This is a genomic window from Chitinophaga nivalis (assembly GCF_025989125.1).
Classification (GTDB): domain Bacteria; phylum Bacteroidota; class Bacteroidia; order Chitinophagales; family Chitinophagaceae; genus Chitinophaga; species Chitinophaga nivalis.
Genome location: NZ_JAPDNR010000001.1, coordinates 627,871 through 648,004, shown reverse-complemented (window position 1 = coordinate 648,004; position 20,134 = coordinate 627,871). Strand labels below are relative to the sequence as shown.

Here is a 20,134-nt window from a genome sequence, read left to right as displayed (position 1 = left end):
CTTTGTTGTTTTAATAGCCTTGCCATATTTTTATCAGCTATATTAGCTGCAGTTAACAGTAAACGGTACTATGCAGATCCAGATCAGCCACCTGATGCCGATACCTTTGCAGGAGAAACTCCGGCAACGCCATTCGGACATCTGGAACCAGGACGTAAGTTTCAAGCCAGGCACTTTCGTGAAAATCAAAGCGCCTTCGGGTACAGGTAAAACCACCCTGATACATTACCTGTATCATATCCGTAACGACTATACGGGCAGTGTTTCCTTTGCCAACCGGCCCTGGCCGGCATACAGCAAAAATGAACTGGCCGCTGTTCGTCAGCAGCAGCTAAGCGTCATATTCCAGGATCTGCGGCTGTTCGAACAACTGACCGCCCTGGAAAATATAGAACTGAAGCGAACCATGCTCCCCAATCCTTATTGTACTACCGAAAAGATCCGGGAAATGGCTGCGCAACTCAACGTCAGCCATGTGCTGCAACAAAGCGGTAAAACGCTTTCCTACGGAGAACGGCAGCGTATTGCCATTATCCGCGCACTGGCCCAGCCTTTCCAATGGCTCCTGATGGATGAACCGTTCAGCCACCTCGATGAGGAAAACACCCGGTTGGCAGCTGCCCTGATTGCCAGGGAGTGTAAAGACCGCCAGGCTGGCTTTATCCTGACAGACCTCGATCATGATCAGCACTTTATATATGATGTGCATTACCAACTTTAATGTTTTTCCATGCGCCCCTTTTTTGACCTGCTAAAGAAAATTATTCAAACCGGTGTTGGTAAAAGCCGATTCCTGATGGCTGCTGCCGGCCTGGGTATTGCCATGTTGTTGATTCTGATTGCCATACAGGCGCATTCTGATTTTAACCAGTTACTCTATGGTACCAAAAATCAGAATGAAACAGCCGACTTCCTGGTCATCAACAAAAAGATAACCAACAGCATGATGGGACAAGCCGGCAAAAGTATTTTTACGCCGGCAGAAATTGATCAGATCAGACAACAGCCTTTCGTACAGGCCTTTGGGTTAGTGACTTCCAGTCAGTACCGGGTAGTGGTACAAGCGCCCGGCGACCTGCATTTTGCTACAGATATGTTTTTTGAATCGGTACCCGACAGCTTCCTGGATGTAAAAGCAACAGAATGGACCTGGACAACCAGCGACCGTACCATACCCATCATATTACCCAGCGATTTTTTAAACCTCTATAACTTCGGTTTTTCGCTCAGCCAGGACCTGCCGCAGATCTCCCAGGAAACAGTCAAAGCCCTGCCCCTGGAGGTAGTCATCAGCGGTAGTGCAGGATCAGCGCAGTTTGTAGGACATGTAACCGGATTCTCAGACCGCATTTCTTCCTTTCTGGTCCCCGCTTCTTTTATGAACTGGGCTAATGAAAAGTTCGGCACAGGTGTTGTCGCCGGTACTTCCCGCATTATCATCAAAACACCGGACCCTTCTAACCCGGCATTGGTAAAGTTTCTGGAAGATAATGGCTATACCACCAACCAGGATAAACTGAAATTCAGCAAAACAAGAATGATCGTACAAACAATTGTATCCGTGATCGGATTTTTTGGACTGATATTACTGTTTTTCGCCCTGCTGGTATTTAGTATGTTCATCCAGCTGATCATAACTTCCTGTAAACGGGAAATTCAGTTGCTGGTGATGCTGGGCACAGCACCGCGGCAACTGCAACGATATTTACTGAAACAGTTTGTTCCCTTGTATATTATTATTGGATTGGTGGCCTTACTGTTGCTGACCGGACTGCAATATGGTGTGGCTACAGTACTGGCCAGACATGACATGTTGGTATCTCCCTGGCCTGGCCTGCCGGTAGCAGGAGGGGCCTTGTTAATACTAACATTGGTATATGTCGTGAATCTGCTGACCGTGAATAAGTATGTAAACCGGGAGGCGTGATCGCAGTAAGCATGTCTGTTTTCCGGACCGGAAAGCAGACATGCTTACTGTAGATAGGTATCTATGAAATCATTATAATTCTTTTCAGCATTAAAATTATTATTCCAATAGTTCCGCACTGATATGCTGAAATCAGCGGTGTGCATATGAGATGACATAAAACGCTTTATTTCCTGTGCAACTGCTGCTGGCGTAATATCTGCGCTGACAAGAATGCCTGTTTGCTCAGTGACCAGTTCTCCTACACCACCCACATCTGTTGCCAGTACGGGAATACCAAAGCTCGTTGCTTCCATGATGGCTACTGGTATACCTTCTGTTTCACTCATATGAATGAAGAGGTCTACATGATTTTGCAAATAAAAATCTATGATATCTGTATTACTGAGATCTCCGGGTAGTTGATAGGTAATATTGGCCGGGAGTTTTTCACAAAGTGCCTGAATATGTGGCATTTCCGGTCCACCTCCCAGGTGTATCCAGGTTACTTTGTTGTCCAGCAGCATTAATGTTTCCACAATTAAGTGGATGCGCTTTAAGGCATGCATAAACGAACAGGAAACGATTACCAAATCGGTAGCCGGGTCCGTTGATGACGGATTGATGCCTCTATCGGGTACTCCCAGATAACTGGTGTGTATTTTGGATGCGAAAGCAGGTTGAAAATCAGATAAGTATTTTTTACCGTTCAGCGAGATGGGCAGAATATTTTTTGCCATCCTGCAGTTGAGTTGCTGAAAAAGCACCAGCCCAGAAGAAGAACGATCATGATATAGGTCGTACCCATGTACTCTTACCACGAACTCCAGTGCTTTCTTGCTGATTTTTCTGACCGATAGTATAAGTGAGCCATCATTCATCCAGTAGGAATAGTAGCTGGCGTCATTCGTTTGGTCAAATAGTTTGTCCAGGGAGGTATTAAAATGTACAGCCCATAACAAACTTTTGAGGTGACTTCTTACAAGCATCAGCTTTTTAAGGAAACTGATACGGGCAGGAAACAGATCATAGAAAAAAGCCTTTGCTATGGTGCCGATATGGAAAGGTAATGATAACAATAATTGAATATTGGAAATGCTTTTTACTAAATGCACCGTGGCATTCGGGGGCAAATTCCGTTTAAGTTGTTTTTCTTGTTCGGTAAGATCGGCAACAGGAATAATAATAACGTGCTTGAATTTTTGACAAAGGAAATCTATTTCATTTTCTATAAATGTCTCCCCCTTGCCATACGGATATGACTGTGTTAAAAAAAAGAGTGTTTGATGCATTATCGAATTTGGTTATAGAGTTCTATATACTTCTATATACTTACTCCCTTAAGCGTATGGTGTAAAGTGCAAATTTAAAATTCCAGATTTTTATTTCCGTTAACAGGTTTTTCAGCTTGGAAGCTACAAAATTTATTTATTCGATGACAGTTGCTTTATTATTACCTTAAAAGTAAAGCATTCCGGGAAAATTATATGCTTTAGCGTATTTTTCCTCTCGTATGACTTCCCTTAATAAATGTCGCGAAGATCTGTAATAGTGGCGAAGCAAACCGATGATTACTCTGCCTTCTCCGCTGTCAGTGCATATACTGCAAAGGAGGCCAGCCAATGTTCGCCTGCGTAATCGCCGCTGGCTACATGTGGAATCGCTGCTTCCAGGTGGCGGTTGGCCAGTTCCAGTATGGCGGTTCGCTGCTGGCCGGCATGACGGGCAATCCCATAGAGGCACCAGGCGCGGCTGAGATTCAGTCCGTCGAGGTGCACCAGTTTACCATCTGTACGATCTTTTACCTGGGCCAGTTGCAGAATATTGATCTGCGGCTGGAACAGGCCTGGTAGAAAGTCTTTTAGCCAGGTACGGTATTGGGCAGCCGGCATAATGCGCCACATGAGGTCTGCTTCTTCCAGACTGGGCGACAGGAAGTCATAGCCGCCTGGTTCATAATTCACCGGAGCATTTTTATCGGCCGCGTAAAACCGCATGGCAGCGTTGCGAATGGCTGTTTGCAGGGCCGTATCCTGTGCCGTGATAGCATAGTCCCAGGCCAGGCTTAGACCGAAGGCCAGGTTGGTATGTTCACCCACGCGGATCGGGTACATAATTTTGCCCAGAAAATCGATGTAGGCTGTGGAAAAACGGTTGGCCAGTGGCTGTACGTTTTTACTTAATTCCTTTCCCAGGGGATCGTTCCAGGTGAGCAGCTCGCGTTGCAGTTGCAGCAGCCAGCTCCAACCATAGATCCGTTCGAAGCTTTTATTTTCTTTATTGGAGAAGAGTTGTTCCTCTCCCTGTATATTGGCGGCAGTGAGGTGTTGTTGTAATTTGGTCCGGATGATAGGCCTTTTAGCCATATCCGGGAATGATTTCAACAGTCTTACCAGCATCCAGTGGCCATGTACACTGCTATGCCAGTCGAAGCAGCCATAAAAGGCCGGGTGATAATTTTTAGGAGCGGTTACCAGGGAGGCATCGGAAAATACAACCCCTGTTTTGTAAGGATATTCCTGTTCCATGCATTTCAGCGGTAATCCGGCCAGGTGATCGGCGCCGGCAGGGGTGAGCTGCAGCTGACCGTGCTGACTTTTGGTATATAACTGCGGAGTGGTTTGTGCCTGGGCTGCAAAGGCTGTAAACAGCGCGATGGATAAGGTGTTGATAAATCTCACGACAGGTAACTGCTTTTATCTGTTAAATAACAATTTTACATAAAACATGGGCTTACCCAGTTTTTTACGAAGGTCTACTTCATGGAACATACAGGACATCAGTTCTTTCAGTTGTTTGTTGCGTGCTCCCATTTTCATCAGCATATTAAACAACCACGGGTATTTGATGAGTCGCTGCAGTTTGGTACTTACCTGTAATTCCGGCCCCAGGATGCGGTATACCTCTTCATCATAGGCATTCAGGAAAGTATCAGAGAAATCGTTGGCCGTAATGGCGGCAGCGGCTTTTTGTGCGGCGATTCTGCCGGAGTAGAGGGCATTTCCGATACCTTCCCCGGTGAAGGGGTCTATCAGGTAACCGGCATCACCTACCAGCATATAACGTTCGCCGTGCAGTTTCCTTTTTTTGCTGCCGAGCGGCAGGCCGTACCCATCGATATTACCTGCCAGAGAGGCGTTTTTAAAACGCTCTTTCATGGTCGGATCTGTTTCGAGGGTGTCGAGCATCAGCTTTTTCAGGTTTACTTTTTTGTTGCGGGCGGTGTTGCTGAGCATACCTACTCCTACGTTGGCTTCGCCATTAGGCAGCGGGAAAATCCACAGATAACCCGGCAACATATTTTTCAGGAAATGCAGTTCTATGAAATTATCAGGGTGTAAGCCGGAGATACCTTTATAATAGGCACGGATACCGGCTACATAGTGTTCCGGCTCCATTTTGATACCGGCTACCTCCTTGGTAAAGGCAGAATGGGCGCCATTGGCAACAATGATCAACGATGCTTTTACGGTGAAGGTGCCTGTTTTATCAGAGAGGAGGTACCCGTCGGATTGGAGTTCATAGTTATCGATACTCACGTTCTCGAATAAACGAATTTCCGGCCGGCGTTTAAGTTCTTCTACCAGGAAATTATCGAAATCGATACGTTTACAAACAAACCCCCGCGGGTCGTTCATGCTTTTCTGGTAATCGGGTTTGTAGGGGATGTCCATACCGATCCGGTTAGGTGCTACAAAAGTAACGCCCCAGCTATCCATTTTGAAGGCGGCCTGCTGAAGTCGTTCACCGATGCCTTTATCTATTCGTTCCAGGATGGTGAGTACTTTCCCGCTGAGGCCATCTCCGCACACTTTATCTCTTGGAAATACAGCTTTGTCTACTACGATACATTCAATGCCCAGTTGTGCCAGTTGTAAGGCTGCACAGGCGCCGCCAGGGCCGGCGCCAATAATACAAACTTTTGTCTCCATTATTATAAAAGATACGATTACAGGCTGTTAATATACGGAATAGTTGGTAGGACCCGCTCGTATAGTATAAATAAATTATCTGATATGCAGGGAAATCTGTTGGCGTAAAATATACTTTCCTTTTAATGTAAACGGAGCATAATGAATCACTTATCTTTACAGCTCTTAAAAACACTTGTAACATGTTTGGTGATTTATTTGGAAAGCTGACGCAGATCAAGCAAAAAATGCAGGAAGGTAAAGAGCGTCTGGCAACAGTAACAATAGCCGGTGAAGCCGGAGATGGCGCCGTAAAGATTACCGCAGACGGTAACCGTCAGGTGAAAAGTATTGATATTGCTACGCACCTGCTGGCGCCTGAAAATAAAGAAGAGCTGGAAGACCTGCTGCTGACTGCATTAAACCGTGCGTTGAAAGAAGGTGAAAAGGCCTGGGAGTCTGAAATGAAAAACGCTGCCGGCGGTATGCTGGGCGGGCTGATGTAATATTAAAATAATGATAACAGGCATTCTGCAGGAATGCCTGTTTACTACCCCTTTGCCAATTTCTCCCTGTTGATCTGCTATTTTTGAAAACACCCTGCAGAAACGGAAGGCTTTTCTGCCGGAAAACAGCCTTGTTATATCCCCATATTCCGCTGTGACCTGCTTCCTTATTGGTTTTTAATGAACTACTTCCTATTCCGGAATGGCATTTGGCATATAGGTACCAAAAGAAACAATTATGTGTGCGCAGACAAATGCCCCGGTGCCTAATCGCAAGCCGATGTATTATATCGTAGCAGGATCCATCATTATTTCGATAGTGGCGCAGCTCCTGTTCCGTTGCTGGCACCAGTAAAAAAGCAAAGCCATGATAAACCAATATGAAGTGCCGGCCTATATTGAAGACAATATACCGGCACTTAAAAAAGCCCTGCATCAGTTTCCGGCGGTATTTCATATATACGATACCGTTACCTGCTTCGGTGATTATACCAGCAAACAGCTGCGGGAACAAAATTTCCTGGTAGCAGGAAAATGTTTGCAGCTGGCAGCGAAGCTCTATGAAAGAGGAAATGAAATCGTCAAAGGCGCCATCGTCCGGGTTTTTGTACCGGAGGTATGCCGGGTACCTTTACCCGATGCGGTTAGTCGGATCAGGATGTATTCCCTGATACCTGATACACTTTATCATTTTTATATCCAGCAACAACTCAGCAGCCATGGAAACAGATGAGGAAATCGTCGTCCGGGTGGCCACCGCGATGGACGTTGATTTTGCTTTGCCTATTGTAGCAGAGATGGAAGCTTCGGCCAAAGCCCGTGGTACAGGGATCGCCCGCAGAAATCCGGCAGCCATCCGGGAGAAGATACTGGAAGGGAAGGCGGTCATCGCCTTTTTCAAAGGCATCTGGGCAGGATTTTCGTATATCCAGTCCTGGGAGGAAGGCCGGTTTGTATCCAACAGCGGCCTGATAGTGGCGCCAGCTTTCAGAGGATTGAAAGTAGCGGGAGCGATCAAACATAAAATATTTGAACTCAGCAGATTATTATATCCATCTGCAAAAATATTCAGTATTACTACCGGTTTACCTGTGATGAAACTCAACAGCCGGCTCGGTTTTGAGCCGGTGACCTATGCCGAAATAACGCAGGACCCATGTTTTTGGGAAGGTTGTAAGAGCTGCATTAACTATCCTATCCTGGCAGACAAAAATTACAGGAATTGTTTATGTACTGCCATGCTGTTCCGGCCCGATGAAGCCTCGGAGCCATAAAGCCCTGTTCTGTTAAGTACAGCCGATAATCTATCACCGGTGATGCATTTGCATTACCGGTTTTTTTATGTGGTATGGTTGTAGGGAGATGCCTACCGCATGTCTTACCCTTTGAAAGATACATCTATGACCAGCAGCTTATTGATTTTATTGGTGGCGTTTCCCTGTGGACTGAAGAGTTGCATGTAATAGCGGTTGATGGCTACTTTACAGTGTGGCTGCGGGAAGTGGGTCATATTCACAATACGGTTGTATACAGCAGCAGGGTAGTGCTGTTTCACAAAATGTTGCAGCGTGCTGATACTGAAAGATGGAAAACGGCTTTTCTCTTCAGCAGAATAGGTTTTACAGATGAAGAAGTTATTGGCTTCTGCAGTCAGTGGTTCCCAGTCGGACCGGTAGTGTTGCCAGTTTTGTATTACCTGATCATCCACGACTACGCTGGTTTCATAGCTTTGGAGTACTTTGATTTTCTCGGCCTCACCGGTAGTAACGGCCAGCATCTGGCCTTCAATACTGTGGAGGTGTTCCAGCTGAAAGTACAGGGTGTCCGGATGCAGTTCAAAGTTGTTGCGCAATTCATCGGGTCTGATCCAGTCCAGTGAAAAGTAGCAGTCGGCGAACCGGATGTAGGTGGTAGAATCATGACTCACTACCGTTACTTCGTTGGAAGATACTTTCACGGCAGATTGTGCAGGAGGGGCTACCAGCTGCATGGTGTCAATTTGTACCGGCCTTTCTTTTGTTGGTGTTACGGGTTGTCGGCAGGCCGTCAGTACCCATACGGGTACTGTCAGTAGTAAAAATCTTTTCATGGTATACGGGAGATCCTGATAAAACGAACAAAGGCGTTATTATTCTCCTATAAATCCCTGACTGGTTATTCTGCGTCTACGGTGCCGGGTGTATCAACTCTGCTGTTATTACTGAGGGCGGTCCACAGGATGTCTTTCAATTCACTCAGGCCCTGATTCGTGACAGAAGAGATAAATACGTGCGGAACATTTTCCGGTAATTCCGCTGATATAGCGGCTTTCAGCTCATCGTCCAGCATATCGCTTTTACTGATGGCCAGCAGAAACTGTTTGTCCAGCAATTCAGGATTATATTGTTCCAGCTCATTAACCAGTACGTCAAACTCTTTGCGGTGATCGGCACTGTCGGCAGGAATAAGGAATAATAATACGGCGTTTCTTTCAATATGTCGTAAAAACCGGTGTCCTAGCCCTTTTCCTTCGTGTGCTCCTTCAATGATACCGGGTAGGTCGGCAATACAAAATGATTTACTGTCGCGGTATTCTACCATGCCCAGCTGAGGGGTGAGCGTGGTGAATGCGTAGTCTGCTACTTTGGGTTTGGCAGCAGTGATGGTAGATAACAGGGTAGATTTGCCGGCATTGGGAAAGCCTACAAGGCCAACGTCTGCCAATACTTTCAGTTCCACTACTTTCCAGCCTTCTTTGCCGGGCATGCCGGGTTGGGCATATTCGGGGGTTTGGTTAGTGGCTGATTTGAAATAAGCATTTCCCCGGCCTCCCTGGCCGCCAGGGACCCAGATGATTTCCTGGCCGTCATGTAAAATTTCGGCTTCTACTTCTCCGGTTTCCTCGTCTTTAGCCTGGGTACCCAGGGGTACTTCGATGATAATATCCTTGCCGAATCTGCCGGTGCAGTTGTCGCCGCTACCGTTTTCGCCATCTTCCGCCAGCAGGTTTTTATGCCAGCGAAGGTGCAACAGGGTCCACAGCTGGGAGTTACCTCTTAAAATAACATGCCCGCCTCTACCGCCATCACCACCATCGGGGCCGGCCTGTGCATTAAATTTAGTACGCATAAAATGCATACTGCCTGCACCACCTTTTCCTGATTTGCAAAATACACGGATATAATCTACGAAGTTCGCTTTTTCCACTATTCTCGAATTTTGAATGCTGTTGACCTAACCTGCAACAGAAAAATAAAACGCAAAGATCGTGAAGTTTAACCTAATTAGTACAAAAACCCGTACCACCGGTTAAGAACTTACAATCTTTGCGTTGTATAATAATGTTTGGAATCCAGGACAGATGCGGAGTTACCGCTTATTATACGCGTTCTCCCACGAGTTCATCCAATTCTTTGGATAGCAGGTCGAACACTTCTTCTTCTGTACCGTCTCCCTTTAATTTCTTGAATTTACCGAATTTGGCATAGTGATCCGCTACGGGAGCCGTTTTATTGTGGTATTCCACAATACGGGCTTTCACTACCTCTTCCGTAGCATCGTCGCTGCGGCCGGAGGTTAAACCACGGTTCAATAAACGCTTAATGAGTTCATCCTCAGGTACTTCCAGGGATAATACTACTGAGATCGCTGTTTTCTTCAGCGCCAATAATTTGTCTAGTGCCTCTGCCTGGGCAGTAGTGCGGGGGAAACCATCAAAGATGAAACCACGGGCGCTTGGGTTAGCGTCCAGTTTGGAGCTGATCATGCCTATCACCACCTCGTCCGGAACCAGTAATCCCTGATCCATGAACTTTTGGGCTTCCAGGCCTAATGGGGTTTTGCCACCAATTTCACTGCGAAGGAGGTCGCCGGTGGAAAGGTGAATCAGTCCATACTTACTAATTATGTTAGCACTTTGTGTACCCTTACCGCTGCCGGGAGGGCCAAATAATATGAGATTGACCATTGTTTTAATTAAATCTACTTTACTCGCAAGTTTGCAAATATAAGAAACTGATGAATGTATTGGTAATTAAAATTACAAATGATTAAACCAATCCTAAAGATTTCGACAAAATAGTAAACATATTTTAATATTTGGAGTTAATCGATAAAATATCTTCAAAATCTATTTCTAATTTAATGAAATACTTTCTATCTGACAAAATCATATAATTAATATTAATAATTAGTTGATATTCAACGTCAGGCACCTGGATTACTGCGCGATTATTTGTAAGTTTATGATATGAGGAAACAATTACTGGTTGCAGGACTAACAGGCTTAATGATTACAGGGAGCGCCTTTTCTTCGCCTCCCGGTAGTATCAACAAAAAAAAGCAAAAAAAGGTTACGGAGCGTTCAACGCCCCAACAAGACAAGGCGGCGCAATGGGCCGACAGCGTTTTCCAATCGCTTACACCCGATGAACGTATTGCCCAGTTGATTCTGATCAGGGCGCATTCCAATCTCGGACAGGATCACATCAATGCCGTTGTGCAGGATATCCGGCAGAACAAGGTAGGGGGCGTGATCTTCTTCCAGGGCGGCCCCGTAAGACAAGCTAACCTGACGAATTATTACCAGTCCATTTCCAAAGTACCACTGATGGTGGCCATCGATGGTGAATGGGGCCTGGGCATGCGCCTCGACAGCGTCATATCCCTGCCCAGGAATATGATGATCGGCGCCGTACAGGATACTGCCCTCGCATATGAAGCCGGCCGGATCATCGGAGAACAGTGCCGCCGCATCGGTATCCACCTCGATTTTGCACCAGATATAGACGTCAACAACAATCCGAATAACCCGGTTATCAACGACCGCTCCTTCGGAGAAAATAAATACCAGGTAGCCCGCATGGGCGTAGCTACCATCAGGGGTATGCAGGATGCCGGCATCATGGCGTGCGCCAAACATTTCCCCGGTCATGGAGATACGAATGTGGATTCTCACTTTGACCTCCCATCTATTAATAAAACCCGGGAACAACTGGATTCACTGGAGCTGTACCCGTTCCGGGAAGCCATAGCCGCAGGTGTAGGATCTGTTATGATTGCCCACCTCAATATTCCGGCTATCGATAAACGCCCCAACACACCAACTTCTATTTCCTATAATGCTGTTACCAAACTTCTGAAAAATGAATTGGGCTATAAAGGCCTGATCGTGACGGATGCATTGGAAATGAAAGGGATTGCCAAGTTCTACACCAAAGGACAGGAATCTTTACAGTCGCTGCTGGCAGGCAATGACCTGATGATCCTGCCGTCTACCTCCGCCGGCAGTGTGGCGGCTATCCGGAAAGCCATCAAAAACGGGAAAATCAGCCAGGAAGAAGTAGACAGCCGCGTGAAAAAAGTATTGCGCGCCAAATACGACCTGGGTCTGTGGCAACCACAACACATTGATACCAATAACCTGACGGAAGATATCAATGCAAAAACAGATTCCCTGCGGCGCCGCATTGCAGAAAAAGCCATCACCGTTGTACGTAACGATAAAAACCTGATTCCTTTTTCTCCGGCCATGACGCAGCAGAAACTGGCAGTAATAGCCGTAGGCGCCGATGGAACCAATACTTTCGTGGAAACAGTGAAGGCCAACAAGCCCGGTACAGATGTTTTTCTGTTTACCTCCCGGCAGTCTGTAGAACAGATTGCGCCTATTGTTTCCCGTATTCAGCGCGATTATAAAGCGGTGATTATCAGTTTACACGACTTTAGCCGCCGCCCGTCCAACAATTTCGGATTATCTATGGCAGAAAGGCTGATCATCCGCCAGTTGCAGACGGAAATGCCATCGGCCACCGTCGTATTTGGAAATCCTTATGCACTCCAGTATTTCTGCGATGCCCGTAATATAGTAGCAGCCTATGAAGACGATAGCACTACCCAACGCGTGGCGGCAGATTTGCTTTTTGGTAAAATCGGTGCATCCGGTAAACTACCGGTAACGGTTTGTCCGGGTTTCCCTTCTGGTAGCGGTGTTACCTATGAAGTGAACCAATACACTACTTTACCATCGGCCACTGCACAGGAAGCCGGGGTGAATGAAGCTTCCCTGCTGCGGTTAGACGGACTCGCCAATGATATGATCAACCGGGGCGCTGCACCGGGATGTGCCATCGTAGCGATGAAAAACGGCCGGATGGTGTATAACCGTTGTTTCGGACATTATGAATATAATAAGGAGGAGCCGGTATCTCCGCAAGCCATTTACGACCTGGCTTCTGTAACGAAAATATGTGCTACCACATTGGCCGTGATGCGGTTATATGATGAAGGAAAGCTGAAACTGGATGCTACCCTGGGCGATTATCTTCCCCTGGTACAGGGCACCGACAAAGCCCCGCTTAAAATCCGGGATATTTTATTGCATCAGGCAGGACTGGTACCCTATATCCCTTTCTATAAAGAAACATTGTATCCTTCCAGCTATCCGGACACGTTGCTATATCGGCCGGAACCGGATGATACACACATGATCCGGGTGGCAGACAGGATGTACATGCGCGATACCTACACCGATACCATGTGGCGGCGAATACTGGATAGCAGAATAGTGCCGCATCAGGGGTATGTATATAGTGACCTGGATTATATCTTTCTCGGAAAAATTGTAGAACAGCTTACCGGGAAAAAACTAAACGTATACGTACAGGATGCTTTTTATACTCCACTGGGGCTGGCTACTACCGGCTTCTTACCTCGTACGCGCTTCGACCTTACCAGGCTGGTACCTACAGAACGGGAGTATAGCTTCCGCGGACAACTGTTAAGAGGAGATGTGCATGATCCGGGAGCGGCCATGTTTGGCGGCGTAGCGGGCCATGCCGGCTTGTTTTCAAACGCACACGACCTGGGAGTGATTATGCAAATGTTATTAAACCAGGGTAGTTTTAACGGGGTACAATATCTGAAGCCGGAAACAGTAAAGTTATTTACGGCTTATAATAGTCATATCAGCCGGCGGGGATTAGGCTTCGACAAGCCTGAAAAAGACAATTATGCCCGGAGAGAGGCATATCCTGCCAAAAGCGCCACTGCAGCTGCTTTCGGCCATACCGGTTTTACCGGTACCTGTGTCTGGGCGGACCCTTCCAGTAACCTGGTGTTTATATTCCTGAGCAACCGGGTGTATCCTAACGGCGGCGCCAATACGAAATTATCTGCTCTACGTACCAGAGAAAAAATGCTGGATGTAGTGTATGAGTCTTTTGCTAACTGACAAATACAGAAAAAGGAAACGCGAAGATAAAAAGCCGTTATCCGGCAGCTTATCTTCGCGTTTCCTTTTTTTATTATCCGGTAAATACTGCTACTCTACGGAAACGTTTCTGTTAACCTGTGTCTGCGTTTTAATACCAATGGCTTTTTCAGCAATCTTGGTTTTTCCGCTTCTGATCTCAAAGATATAATCCCCATCTTCCAGTGACTGCAGGTTGTAACGGCCTTCAAATCTGGCAGTTACCGGCAGTGCTTCGCGGTGCAGGGTGTTGTTGTTGTTATCTTTGATATACAGGGTAAGTTTTTCGTTGGCAGGATTTTCTACAGACAGGGTAAAAAGAAGCTGATCCTTTTGTACCTGCATAATTTTAACATTGAATACCTCTTTCGCTGCATCGTCGGAAACTTTCTCCGTTCTTACTGCTGCATGATGATAAGCGAATAATTTATCCTGAGCTGCTACATGTAAAATCGGAAACAGGAGAGCGGCTAATACTATCGTTGCTACTTTGGGCGCTACAACAAAGCGTAATTGTTTCATGACACTATTTTTTTATTGTGTTGAACGGTTTAATCAGGGCGGTATTAGCTAATACAATGGTGCCTTTAAATTTTCGATGCAAAGCTCCGGCTTCTGCATTAACAGAATATTACGCCTTTGTTAAAATAATGTGAGAATTTTCTCCGGAGAACAAGAATCAGAATATTCTGCATTCATTCCCTATTTTTGCACCGTTTATTATGGAAGCAGTTACATTTAAAGATAACCGCCCCGTAGCCATCTGGTTATACATTGGCGTGGGCATGTTGATCGTACAGGTATTATTGGGAGGAATTACCCGGTTAACCGGGTCTGGCTTATCCATTACAGAATGGCAACCGCTATTGGGGGCCTTCCCGCCTATGAATGAGCAGGCGTGGGAAAAAGCATTTGAAGGCTATAAGCAGATAGCACAGTATAAATATGTAAATAGCCACTTTACCTTATCGGATTTTAAATTCATTTTTTTCTGGGAATGGCTGCACCGCGACTGGGCCCGTTTAATGGGATTGGTATTTATTATACCATTTATCTTTTTCGTGGCCACGAAAAGGCTCAATAAGAGCATGGTTAATCCTATGATTATCCTGTTTTTGCTGGGTGGTTTGCAGGGAGCTATTGGTTGGATTATGGTGAAGAGCGGCCTGAATGAGGAAAATCTGTATGTAAGCCATATCCGCCTGGCGGTGCATTTTATTTCAGCCCTGGTGCTGTTATGTTATGTGCTTTGGTTTGCTTTCAAGCTGAGTGTGCGCCCCGTAGAAATATTGTCCGTACCGGTTTTACGCCGGCTCAATATCTGGTTGCTGGTACTGGTGACCGTACAGTTGGTATATGGTGCGTTCATGGCTGGTTTACATGCCGCCCTGATAGCCAATACCTGGCCTGATATCAATGGAGCCTGGGTACCTGGAGGGATGTTCGCTCAGGGTGGTTTTGCGGCAGATATTGTACATAATCCGATTACGATCCAGTTTATACATCGCGGGCTGGCCTACCTGATTACCGTATTGGTAGCCGTTTGGTGGTGGAAATCTGCCAAAACTCCGGCCAACAGCCAATTACATAGTATCCGTTATTTACCGTTGCTGCTGGTATTATTGCAGGTATTGCTGGGTGTATTGACGTTATTGAACAGCCAGACAAAAATTCCGCTTATTTATGGCATCCTGCATCAGTGTGTAGGCATGTTGCTTCTGTTGTCACTTGTGTGGACTTTGTACCTGAGCAGGGGAGATGTGGCTGCTGTGCAAAACAGGCCGACAGATTATTAGGATTTTTCCAATATATAAAAAAGAAAAGCGACGATCACAGCGAATGGATAATATCCGCCGCGATCGTCGCTTTTCTTTTTAGCTTTCTTGCGGTCATCCTGCACAATTCGTAATTATTATCGTATGTTTATTGGTAATAATCGGCTGATGAAGGTGAAATTATTGCTTGTAAAAATTTACTATTCTTTCCCTATACAGCTGCTGCTGTTGCACTTCCGGAAATATCAGGTCCTGCTTATTTTCTGGGTGATTCTTTTTAGCACCATCAATGGCGGTTTTGCTAAAGTATTCGGAGGAGACGCCTTATATCTGGCGCCTGAATACCTGGGCAAAGTAAACTTTTACAGTACCACGATCCTGGGACTGGCGACAGGGATGTTTATTATGAGCTGGCAAATCACAACGTTTATTCTGCACACCGGCCGGTTTAAGTTTCTGGCTACCACTTCCCAGCCTTTTTTCAAGTATTGCCTGAATAACTCTATCATTCCGCTGTTATTTGCCATCAGTATACTTTATCATGGGTGGGAGTATCAGCGTTACCAACAGCTGAACTCCATTCCTGAGATTATGTTGCTGGGAGAAGGGTATATATGTGGGTTATTGTTTATCATCTTTTTTTGTTTTTTCTATTTCTTCAATGCAGATAAAAATATCGGCAGGCGATTGGAAAAACGTTTCGGTAATCCGCGCAATTTCCTGCGGATGATCATGAAACCTACCCAGGAGCCGGATGAAAATGCATTGCCGGTACATAATTATCTGTCTACCCCATGGCGTATCAGAAGGGCCCGTAATGTAGACCATTACAATAAACATTACCTGGACAGCATTCTGAAACAACACCACTTTGCCGCCATGATTACGGTAGGCTGTGCGCTGATTTTTCTGGTCATCCTGGCCTATATGATGGATTATGACGTGTTCCGGATACCTGCCGGCGCCAGTGTGTTGATTTTCTTCGCTTTTCTGATAGGGGTGGCGGGTGCTTATTCCTATATGTTGCAAACCTGGTCTATACCGGTATTGCTGGTCCTTTTATTCGGTTTAAACTGGATGGTGGAGCACAACTGGGTGGATAACCGGAATAAGGCATACGGGCTTAATTACCGGCAAAAAAAGGAAAGAAGGGAATATAGTGTGGGAGCCTTGCAGCAATTCTTCACCAAAGAAAAATATGAGGAAGATGTACAGCATACCCTGCAAATACTGGATACCTGGCGGGCTAAATTTCCTGCAGGTAAAAAGCCGCCGCTGGTAGTGATGAATTTCAGTGGTGGCGGGAGCCGGTCGGCCACCTGGACGGTAAATGTACTGCAACGGCTGGACCGCCTGCTGAAAGGGAGCCTGATGCAACATACCGTGTTGATGACCGGCGCTTCGGGTGGTATGATGGGGGCCAGCTATTTCCGGGAACTGTATTACCGGCAACAGATCGGAAAGTCTATATTTCTGGGAGATAGTATTTATGCAGAAAGGATATCCCGGGACTTACTCAACTCCGTATTTAGTGCGATGGCAGTGAACGACTTTATTACTCCCTGGAGAAGTTTCAGTATGGGTAAAAACCGTTATGCAAAAGACCGGGGATATGCTTTCGAAATGCAGTTGAATGAACATACAGACAGTGTGCTGAATAAACCGATAAAAGATTACCGGGAGCCGGAGCAGCAGGCTATTATTCCGATGCTGATCTGGAATGCCACCATTAATGCAGATGGGCGGCGTCTGATGATTTCACCGCAGCCTATCAGTTATCTGTGCAGTCCGCAGTACCTGTATCCTACCCGGCAGATACGGGATATAGACGGCGTTGACTTTGGGAGCTACTTCGCCCGGCAGGATGCCATGGACCTGCGGGTAACCAGTGCGATCCGGATGTGTGCCACCTTTCCGTATGTACTGCCCAATACCTTTTTGCCGAGTAATCCTATTGTGGATGTAATGGATGCCGGTATCCGCGATAACTTCGGTCAGCAAACCACGTTGCGTTACCTGTATACCTTCCGGCAATGGATTAATGAAAATACTAGCGGGGTGATATATATACAAATCAGGGATACCCGTAAGAATGATATTTCCCCGATTAAAAAAACAAAGGACCTGAGCGATCTTTTATTTGAACCGTTGTTTACCATGCAGCAGCACTGGAGTGCGATGCAGGATTTCGACCAGGATGATTTGCTGAACTATATGGAAGGCTATTTCCCCGATAAGTTTCACAGGATTATCTTCCAGTATGTACCGCAGCAGGAGAACAAGGCGGCGGCATTGTCGTGGCATCTTACCTCGCGGGAGAAGCTGGATATTGCCCATGCATTGGATAATCCAGCCAACCAAAGTGCCCTCGACTATGTTGTAAAACTGTTATCGGAGCAATAAGGATTGCCATACGACAGACGCTATGGCAGCAGGTGTATATCCTGGGTCATAATTTGCTGTGATATCATCCTGCTGCAGTGAAGAAGGGAGCGAAGCATTGCGTATCGTTTCGGAGTCGGAAAAATGACTATTTCCGCTGAAAAGCAATACTGTAATACCTTTAGGAGCATGTGACTGGTTGTGCTTGAATGTAAGAATATGATAATCAGGCTATTAGTAGCTGGTTCCCCAAACAGACCAAATGATTACATTTATTTAAAGCCTGTTTCCTGCATTCTCGCTATGTTTTCGTACCTTTGCGCCTTCTTTTTGTGGCTATTAGCGTAAATTTAGTTAATGGCTGATAGCTAAAGACATAAGTATATGAACATTCGTAATATCGCAATTATTGCACACGTAGACCATGGTAAAACTACCCTGGTGGACAAAATCCTTCATCAGACTAATGTGTTCCGGGCTAACCAGGAATCAGGAGAACTGATCATGGATAGTAACGACCTTGAAAGAGAGCGTGGTATCACCATTTTCAGTAAGAACGCCTCTGTTGAGTACAAGGGAACCAAAATCAACGTTATTGATACTCCAGGCCACGCCGACTTTGGTGGTGAGGTTGAGAGGGTGTTGAAAATGGCGGATGGGGTAATTCTGTTGGTGGATGCTTTTGAAGGGCCAATGCCGCAGACCCGTTTTGTGTTGCAGAAAGCATTACAGCTGAACCTGAAACCAATTGTTGTTATCAATAAGGTAGACAAGGCGAACTGCCGTCCTGATGAAGTGCATGACGCGGTTTTTGAATTGTTCTTTAACCTGGATGCTACAGAAGAGCAGCTGAACTTCCCGACCTTCTACGGTTCCGGTAAAAACGGCTGGTTCAACAATTCATTAACACAATGTGAAGATATTACTCCGCTGATGGATGGTATCCTGGAATTCGTACCAGAACCTAAAACTCCGGAAGGTAATTTACAGATGCAGATCACTTCCCTGGATTATTCTTCTTTCCTGGGTCGTATCGCAGTAGGTAAAGTAGCCCGCGCTTCTATCGAAGAAGGTCAGTGGATTACCCTGATGCAGGCAGATGGTACCAACAAAAAGCAGAAAGTGCGCGAGTTGTACATCTTCGAAGCTTTAGGTAAAAGAAAAGTAACCCAGGTATTTGCCGGCGACATCTGTGCGGTGGTAGGTATTGAAGACTTTAATATTGGTGATACTATTGCTGATGCAGAAGAGCCTGAGGCACTGCCTGTAATCAGTGTGGATGAACCAACCATGAACATGCTGTTTGGTATCAACAACTCTCCGTTCTTTGGTAAGGATGGTAAGTTTGTTACTTCCCGCCACCTGCGTGATCGTCTGGTAAAAGAAACAGAAAAGAACCTGGCTTTACGTGTACTGGACTCTGAGAACGCAGATAGCTTTATGGTGTATGGCCGTGGTATCCTGCACTTAGGTGTATTGATTGAAACCATGCGTCGTGAAGGTTACGAATTAACCGTGGGTCAGCCACAGGTAATCGTTAAACAAATTGATGGTAAAAAATGCGAGCCGTACGAAACCCTGGTGGTAGACGTTCCGCAGGAATTTGCCAGCAAGGTGATTGACCTGGTTACCCGTCGTAAAGGTGAAATGCTGATCATGGAAACCAAAGGAGAGATGCAGCATCTTGAATTTGAAATTCCTTCCCGTGGTCTGATCGGTCTGCGTACACAAATGCTGACTGCTACTGCCGGTGAAGCTGTAATGGCGCACCGCTTTAATGACTACAAACCATGGAAAGGACCAATTCCTGGCCGTAACAATGGTGTGTTGATTGCAAAAGAAGCTGGTTCTACTACTGCTTACTCTTTGGATAAACTGCAGGATAGAGGATTCTTCTTCGTTGATCCGGGAGAAGAAGTGTACAAGGGTATGATCATCGGTGAAAACAACAAACCTGGTGACCTGGTAGTAAACGCGAATGAAGGTAAGAAACTGACCAACATGCGTGCGAGTGGTACAGATGGTGCTACCAACATTGCGCCTAAAACCCTGATGACACTGGAAGAATGTATGGAGTATATCCAGCATGATGAGTGTATTGAAGTTACCCCTAACTACATCCGTATGCGTAAAACCATCCTGGATGAAGAAGAGCGTAAGAAACAAGCAAAAAGCATGAAAGCGGAAGCTTAATCATATTGTAAGCTACTTACAACAAGGCCGTTCCCTTACCGGAACGGCTTTTTTTATGTGGATAAGTGAAGGTTATAGGGCATGGATATTTTTGCCGGCGGCAGATGAGGAGGTGAAAACAGGCCATATATTTCCGGTGTCCATGTCTTGCCGGATATCGCTTAAATGAAGATGGGCGTGTGAAGTACAGGATGTCAACAATTGCTTTGCGTAATAAGCAGGAGAGAACAACA

General features: G+C 46.0%; 16 protein-coding genes. 9 read left to right on the top strand and 7 right to left on the bottom strand.

Annotated features, from left to right (window positions below):
- Positions 1–70 precede the first annotated feature (70 nt).
- Positions 71–721: an ATP-binding cassette domain-containing protein gene (locus tag OL444_RS02720; protein ID WP_264734775.1), complete on the top strand. Its 651-nt coding sequence runs from the start codon at positions 71–73 to the stop codon at positions 719–721.
- Positions 722–730: 9 nt separating this feature from the next.
- Entirely contained in the window at positions 731–1,927 is a 1,197-nt protein-coding gene (locus OL444_RS02715) for a transporter (protein WP_264734776.1), read from the top strand.
- Between the two features lie 44 nt (positions 1,928–1,971).
- On the opposite strand, the gene OL444_RS02710 is transcribed toward OL444_RS02715, so the two are convergent.
- The 3 genes from OL444_RS02710 to OL444_RS02700 all read right to left on the bottom strand — a co-directional run bounded on the left by OL444_RS02710 (position 1,972) and on the right by OL444_RS02700 (position 5,838).
- Positions 1,972–2,895: a glycosyltransferase gene (locus OL444_RS02710; protein ID WP_264734777.1), complete on the bottom strand. Its 924-nt coding sequence runs from the start codon at positions 2,893–2,895 to the stop codon at positions 1,972–1,974.
- A 582-nt stretch (positions 2,896–3,477) separates the two neighbouring features.
- The gene (locus tag OL444_RS02705; RefSeq protein WP_264734778.1) at positions 3,478–4,587 is read right to left on the bottom strand and encodes a DUF2891 domain-containing protein; all 1,110 of its coding nucleotides are present in this window, start codon (positions 4,585–4,587) and stop codon (positions 3,478–3,480) included.
- Between the two features lie 15 nt (positions 4,588–4,602).
- A complete protein-coding gene (locus OL444_RS02700; RefSeq protein WP_264734779.1) occupies positions 4,603–5,838 on the bottom strand; it encodes an NAD(P)/FAD-dependent oxidoreductase in 1,236 nt (411 codons plus the stop codon).
- Between the two features lie 182 nt (positions 5,839–6,020).
- Between OL444_RS02700 and OL444_RS02695 the strand changes: the two genes are divergently transcribed.
- The 3 genes from OL444_RS02695 to OL444_RS02685 all read left to right on the top strand — a co-directional run bounded on the left by OL444_RS02695 (position 6,021) and on the right by OL444_RS02685 (position 7,597).
- The gene (locus OL444_RS02695; RefSeq protein ID WP_264734780.1) at positions 6,021–6,323 is read left to right on the top strand and encodes a YbaB/EbfC family nucleoid-associated protein; all 303 of its coding nucleotides are present in this window, start codon (positions 6,021–6,023) and stop codon (positions 6,321–6,323) included.
- 367 nt (positions 6,324–6,690) lie between these two features.
- Complete coding sequence (locus OL444_RS02690) at positions 6,691–7,056, top strand: DUF7674 family protein (protein WP_264734781.1); 366 nt, start codon at positions 6,691–6,693, stop codon at positions 7,054–7,056.
- The gene (locus OL444_RS02685; RefSeq protein WP_264734782.1) at positions 7,043–7,597 is read left to right on the top strand and encodes an N-acetyltransferase; all 555 of its coding nucleotides are present in this window, start codon (positions 7,043–7,045) and stop codon (positions 7,595–7,597) included. The genes OL444_RS02690 and OL444_RS02685 overlap by 14 nt, the downstream gene beginning before the upstream one ends.
- Before the next feature lie 104 nt (positions 7,598–7,701).
- Here OL444_RS02685 and OL444_RS02680 read toward each other — a convergent pair whose 3' ends face one another.
- From OL444_RS02680 to OL444_RS02670, 3 genes are all read right to left on the bottom strand, one after another.
- Entirely contained in the window at positions 7,702–8,412 is a 711-nt protein-coding gene (locus tag OL444_RS02680; protein WP_264734783.1) for a hypothetical protein, read from the bottom strand.
- Positions 8,413–8,477: 65 nt separating this feature from the next.
- Positions 8,478–9,509 carry a GTPase ObgE gene (obgE, locus tag OL444_RS02675; protein WP_264734784.1) on the bottom strand — a complete coding sequence of 344 codons (1,032 nt, stop codon included), beginning with the start codon at positions 9,507–9,509 and terminating at the stop codon, positions 8,478–8,480.
- A 172-nt stretch (positions 9,510–9,681) separates the two neighbouring features.
- Complete coding sequence (locus OL444_RS02670) at positions 9,682–10,269, bottom strand: adenylate kinase (protein WP_264734785.1); 588 nt, start codon at positions 10,267–10,269, stop codon at positions 9,682–9,684.
- Between the two features lie 282 nt (positions 10,270–10,551).
- Here OL444_RS02670 and OL444_RS02665 point away from each other — a divergent pair, with 282 nt between their 5' ends.
- Positions 10,552–13,533, top strand: a complete 2,982-nt coding sequence (locus tag OL444_RS02665) for a serine hydrolase domain-containing protein (RefSeq protein WP_264734786.1) — start codon at positions 10,552–10,554, stop codon at positions 13,531–13,533.
- Positions 13,534–13,623: 90 nt separating this feature from the next.
- Here the strand turns inward: OL444_RS02665 and OL444_RS02660 are convergent, their stop codons facing one another.
- Entirely contained in the window at positions 13,624–14,073 is a 450-nt protein-coding gene (locus OL444_RS02660) for a hypothetical protein (protein WP_264734787.1), read from the bottom strand.
- A 200-nt stretch (positions 14,074–14,273) separates the two neighbouring features.
- Here OL444_RS02660 and OL444_RS02655 point away from each other — a divergent pair, with 200 nt between their 5' ends.
- From OL444_RS02655 to typA, 3 genes are all read left to right on the top strand, one after another.
- Positions 14,274–15,347: a COX15/CtaA family protein gene (locus OL444_RS02655; protein ID WP_264734788.1), complete on the top strand. Its 1,074-nt coding sequence runs from the start codon at positions 14,274–14,276 to the stop codon at positions 15,345–15,347.
- 147 nt (positions 15,348–15,494) lie between these two features.
- Complete coding sequence (locus OL444_RS02650) at positions 15,495–17,729, top strand: patatin-like phospholipase family protein (protein ID WP_264734789.1); 2,235 nt, start codon at positions 15,495–15,497, stop codon at positions 17,727–17,729.
- Between the two features lie 363 nt (positions 17,730–18,092).
- Positions 18,093–19,901 carry a translational GTPase TypA gene (gene typA, locus OL444_RS02645; protein WP_264734790.1) on the top strand — a complete coding sequence of 603 codons (1,809 nt, stop codon included), beginning with the start codon at positions 18,093–18,095 and terminating at the stop codon, positions 19,899–19,901.
- Positions 19,902–20,134 lie beyond the last annotated feature (233 nt).

Excerpts from the sequence above, each read along its gene's own strand:
- OL444_RS02695 (WP_264734780.1), top strand. The coding sequence starts at position 6,021 with ATGTTTGGTGATTTATTTGGAAAGCTGACGCAGATCAAGCAAAAAATG.
- OL444_RS02670 (WP_264734785.1), bottom strand. The coding sequence starts at position 10,269 with ATGGTCAATCTCATATTATTTGGCCCTCCCGGCAGCGGTAAGGGTACA.
- OL444_RS02685 (WP_264734782.1), top strand. The coding sequence starts at position 7,043 with ATGGAAACAGATGAGGAAATCGTCGTCCGGGTGGCCACCGCGATGGAC.
- OL444_RS02690 (WP_264734781.1), top strand. The coding sequence starts at position 6,691 with ATGATAAACCAATATGAAGTGCCGGCCTATATTGAAGACAATATACCG.
- typA (WP_264734790.1), top strand. The coding sequence starts at position 18,093 with ATGAACATTCGTAATATCGCAATTATTGCACACGTAGACCATGGTAAA.
- OL444_RS02700 (WP_264734779.1), bottom strand. The coding sequence starts at position 5,838 with ATGGAGACAAAAGTTTGTATTATTGGCGCCGGCCCTGGCGGCGCCTGT.
- OL444_RS02660 (WP_264734787.1), bottom strand. The coding sequence starts at position 14,073 with ATGAAACAATTACGCTTTGTTGTAGCGCCCAAAGTAGCAACGATAGTA.
- OL444_RS02655 (WP_264734788.1), top strand. The coding sequence starts at position 14,274 with ATGGAAGCAGTTACATTTAAAGATAACCGCCCCGTAGCCATCTGGTTA.
- OL444_RS02650 (WP_264734789.1), top strand. The coding sequence starts at position 15,495 with ATGAAGGTGAAATTATTGCTTGTAAAAATTTACTATTCTTTCCCTATA.
- OL444_RS02715 (WP_264734776.1), top strand. The coding sequence starts at position 731 with ATGCGCCCCTTTTTTGACCTGCTAAAGAAAATTATTCAAACCGGTGTT.
- OL444_RS02680 (WP_264734783.1), bottom strand. The coding sequence starts at position 8,412 with ATGAAAAGATTTTTACTACTGACAGTACCCGTATGGGTACTGACGGCC.
- OL444_RS02665 (WP_264734786.1), top strand. The coding sequence starts at position 10,552 with ATGAGGAAACAATTACTGGTTGCAGGACTAACAGGCTTAATGATTACA.
- OL444_RS02720 (WP_264734775.1), top strand. The coding sequence starts at position 71 with ATGCAGATCCAGATCAGCCACCTGATGCCGATACCTTTGCAGGAGAAA.
- OL444_RS02710 (WP_264734777.1), bottom strand. The coding sequence starts at position 2,895 with ATGCTTGTAAGAAGTCACCTCAAAAGTTTGTTATGGGCTGTACATTTT.